The organism is Streptomyces spongiae, assembly GCF_009377185.1.
GTDB lineage: Bacteria > Actinomycetota > Actinomycetes > Streptomycetales > Streptomycetaceae > Streptomyces > Streptomyces spongiae.
In genome coordinates, this window is the sequence record NZ_VJZC01000823.1 from 1 (window position 1) to 3,449 (window position 3,449).

The 3,449-nt window shown below is 75.5% G+C and carries 1 protein-coding gene; it reads right to left on the reverse strand.

What is annotated here, in order from left to right:
- Positions 1-3: 3 nt before the first annotated feature.
- A complete protein-coding gene (locus FNH08_RS47315; protein ID WP_152778084.1) occupies positions 4-3,117 on the reverse strand; it encodes an AfsR/SARP family transcriptional regulator in 3,114 nt (1,037 codons plus the stop codon).
- Between the last annotated feature and the right edge of the window lie 332 nt (positions 3,118-3,449).

The following is a 3,449-nucleotide window of genomic DNA, read 5'->3' on the forward strand; positions in this document are numbered from 1 at the left end:
GGTCTACGGCTGCTGGGGCGGCCGGGGCCAGGGCTCGTCGCGTTCGCGGGCCTCGCACGCGGTGAACACGGCCGTGGCCTCGGCGCGCAGGGCCGCCGCCCGTGCCGTGTCGCCCAGCGCCTCGTATGCCGTGGACAGGTCCCGCAGGGCGCGGGCGCGCGGGAGGCGGAGGTCCAGCACGTCCCAGCCGGCGACCGACGCGGTCAGCAGCTGTGCCGCGTCGGCCGGGCGGCCGTCGGCCAGCGCGCACTCGCCGAGGGTGCGCAGGGTCAGCGCCTCGCCGAAACGATCCTGGTGGGCCCGGCAGACACCGAGCGCCGTGTGCAGCTCCGACTCGGCCTCCCGGGTACGGCCCAGCCGCAGCCGCGCCTTGGCCCGCGCCCGCGCGCAGTACGCGGCCATCAGCGGGTCCCCGAGGGCCAGCAGGATCTCCCGCGCCTGCCCGGCCAGCCCTGCCGCCCTCTCGTACGCGCCGAGGGAGCGGTGGACGAGGCTGAGCGTGCGCAGCGCGAGGGCCTCGCCTCGGCGGCTGCCCTTGCGCCGGTACGCGTCCAGCGACTCGTCGAGAAGCGTGAGGGCCGTGCCGTGGTCACCGAGTTCGAGCCGTACGGAACCGGCGTACCGGCAGGCGAGTCCTACGCCGGTGTCGTCGCCCAGTCGCCGGAAGCCGTCGGCCGCGTCGGCGAGGGCCCGTTCGGCGGCGCGCAGTTCGCCCAGCTCGCGGCAGGCGCTGCCGAGCCCCGTCAGGGCGGCGGAGCGGCCGCGTACGTCGCCGAGGTCCGCGCAGAGCCGCTCCGCCTGCCGGAAGTAGTCCAGCGCCTCGGCGCAGCGGTCCTGTTCGTAGCGGAGCTGTCCCAGGCCGATGAGCAGCAGGGCCTCGCCGGAGAGGTCCTCGGCGCGCCGGGCGGCGGCGAGGGCGGCGTCGTGGCTGCGCCACCAGGCGTCGAAGCGGTTGCTGATGGCGAACGACGAGGAGCACAGCGTCGCCGCGGCCTCGCAGGCCAGGGTGTGCAGGCCCAGTGCGGCGGCCCGTTCGACGGCCGTGGTCAGCGCACCGGCCTCGGCGTCGAACCAGGTGAAGGGGTCGGCGAGGGCCCGCTCGGTGGTCCTGGTGCTGACGGCGGCGTGCAGCTGTCCGGTGGTAGCGGCCCCGTCGGCACGGGCGGTGCCACAGACGTTCTCCCCCGGGCTCTCACCGACCGTGCGGCTCTGGCGCAGTATCACCGCTCCCGGGGGTGCCGCCTCCGTGACGCGGTCCATCAGGTACAGGCCGGCGGTCAGGGCGCGGCCCACGGCGGTCGTGCGGTCGGGGACGGAGTCCTCGGCCTCGGCGCGTTCGGCGGCGTAGACGCGGACCAGGTCGTGGAGGCGGTAGCGCGGCTGGCCGACCTGGTCCGTGCCCGGGCAGTGCAGCAGCTGGGCGTCCACGAGCCGCTCCAGCACCTCCTCCGCCTCGTCCTCCGGTACGTCCGCGAGCGCGGCCACCGTCCAGGCGGCGACGTCGGCGGAGCCCAGCGTGGCGAGTCGGCGCAGCACCCGGCGGGCGTTCTCGTCCAGCGCCCGGTAGCTGAGGCCGAGGCTCGCCCGTACCTCCAGATCGCCCACCGACAGCTCGTCGAGCCGGCGGTGTTCGTCCGCGAGACGGTCGGCGAGCTTGCTGGGCGTCCAGTGCCGGCGGGTCGCCAGCCGCGCCCCGGCGATACGCAGGGCCAGCGGCAGTCCGCCGCACAGCTCGACGATCCGCCGCGCGGAGGTCTCCTCCCGGGGGTCGCCCCACTTGGTGCCGATGACCCGGGCCAGCAGTTCCAGTCCGCCGACGTCGTCCAGGACGTCGAGGTCGGTCCGGCGGGCGCCGACGAGCCCGCCGAGCCGGGTCCGTGAGGTCACCAGCACCCCGCAGGTGGCGCTGCCCGGCAGCAGCGGGCGCACCTGTGACTCGCTGCCCGCGTCGTCGAGGACCAGCAGGATGCGGCGCCCCGCGACGAGGCTGCGGAAGAGGTCGCCGCGCTCGGCCGGGTCCTCGGGCGGATCGGCGCCGAGGGCGCGCAGCAGCCGTCCGAGGATCTCTCCGGGCGGCACGGGCTCGCTGAAACCGTGCAGCTCGGCGTACAGCTGCCCGTCGGGATACCGCCCCGCCACCTGGTGCGCCGCCTGCACGGCGAGGGCGGACTTCCCGACACCCGCGGGCCCTGACACCACGACCACGGGGGTCGCCCCGCGCGGCCCGGTCAGCCACTCGGCCACCTCCGCGGACTCCGACTCCCGTCCCGTGAAGTCACCGAGGGCGGGCGGCAGCAGCGACACCGGGCGAGGCGCCCCGGACGCCGTACGAGCGGCCGAGGCGGAGGCGACGGCCCGCCGCCCCGGCAACAGCCCCGGATCGGCCCGCAGCACCGCCTCGTGCATCCGGTTCAGCTCCGGCCCGGGGTCGATTCCCAGCTCGTCGGCGAGGACGGCACGCCCCTCGCCGTACACCGCGAGGGCATCGGCCTGGCGGCCCAGCCGGTAGAGCGCGAGCATGAGCTGGCCGCGCAGCCGCTCCCGCGTGGGGTGGGCCGAGACCAGCGCGGTGAGCTCCGTCGCGAGGTCCGCCTCCTGCCCCGCGATCTCCAGCTCGGCGGAGATCCGCTCCTCCAGCGCCGCCTGCCGGGCCTCCTCCAGCCGTACGGCCTCGCTCCGCAGCGCGCCCCCGACCCCACCGAGCGCCGGGCCACGCCACAGGGCCAGCGCCTCACGCAGCGCGCGGGCGGCGGCACGGTGATCCCCGTCGGCGGCGGCCCTTCGCCCCTCGCCGGTCAGCGCCTCGAACCGTACGACATCGACTCGGCCGGCCCCCGGCTCCAGCACGTACCCCGGCGACCGCGTCTCGATAGCCTCCCCGGCCCCCTCGGGCAGGGCGCGCCGCAGAGCCGAGACGTACGACTGCACCAGCGCCCGCGCCGTGTCCGGCGGCTCCTCGCCCCAGATGGCGTCGACCAGCGTGTCGGCGGGCACGACCTGCCCGGCACGCAGCAGCAGCACGGCCAGCAGCGCCCGCGGCTTGGGCCCGCCGAGGCGCACGGGCATGCCGTCCCACCACGCCTCGACCGGGCCGAGCAAGCGGTATTCCAGCTCCAAGGGTCCCCATCTTCCGTGCCGGCGGATCACAACGACAGCGGTTGCGCACGCAACGGGTGACGCGGATGTAGGGCGTCGTGGTTTCCCAGAACACATGATGCCCCAGGGAATTGTTGAAAATCAGGGGGCCCGGCGGCCATTCGACGGGCGTTCTGGGCAGAACCGGCGGAGTTTCCCTCCGACGGCGAGGTGAACGTCGGGGTGAACAGGGGGGAAAGCGAGGTGAACGATGGCCGAAAAGGAACCCTGGGGACCACCCGCTTCTGGTCAGTGTCGTGCCTCCGCGCTCCGACACGGGTGAGAAGCGAGCGGGCGGTCAGGGAGAGTGGGGG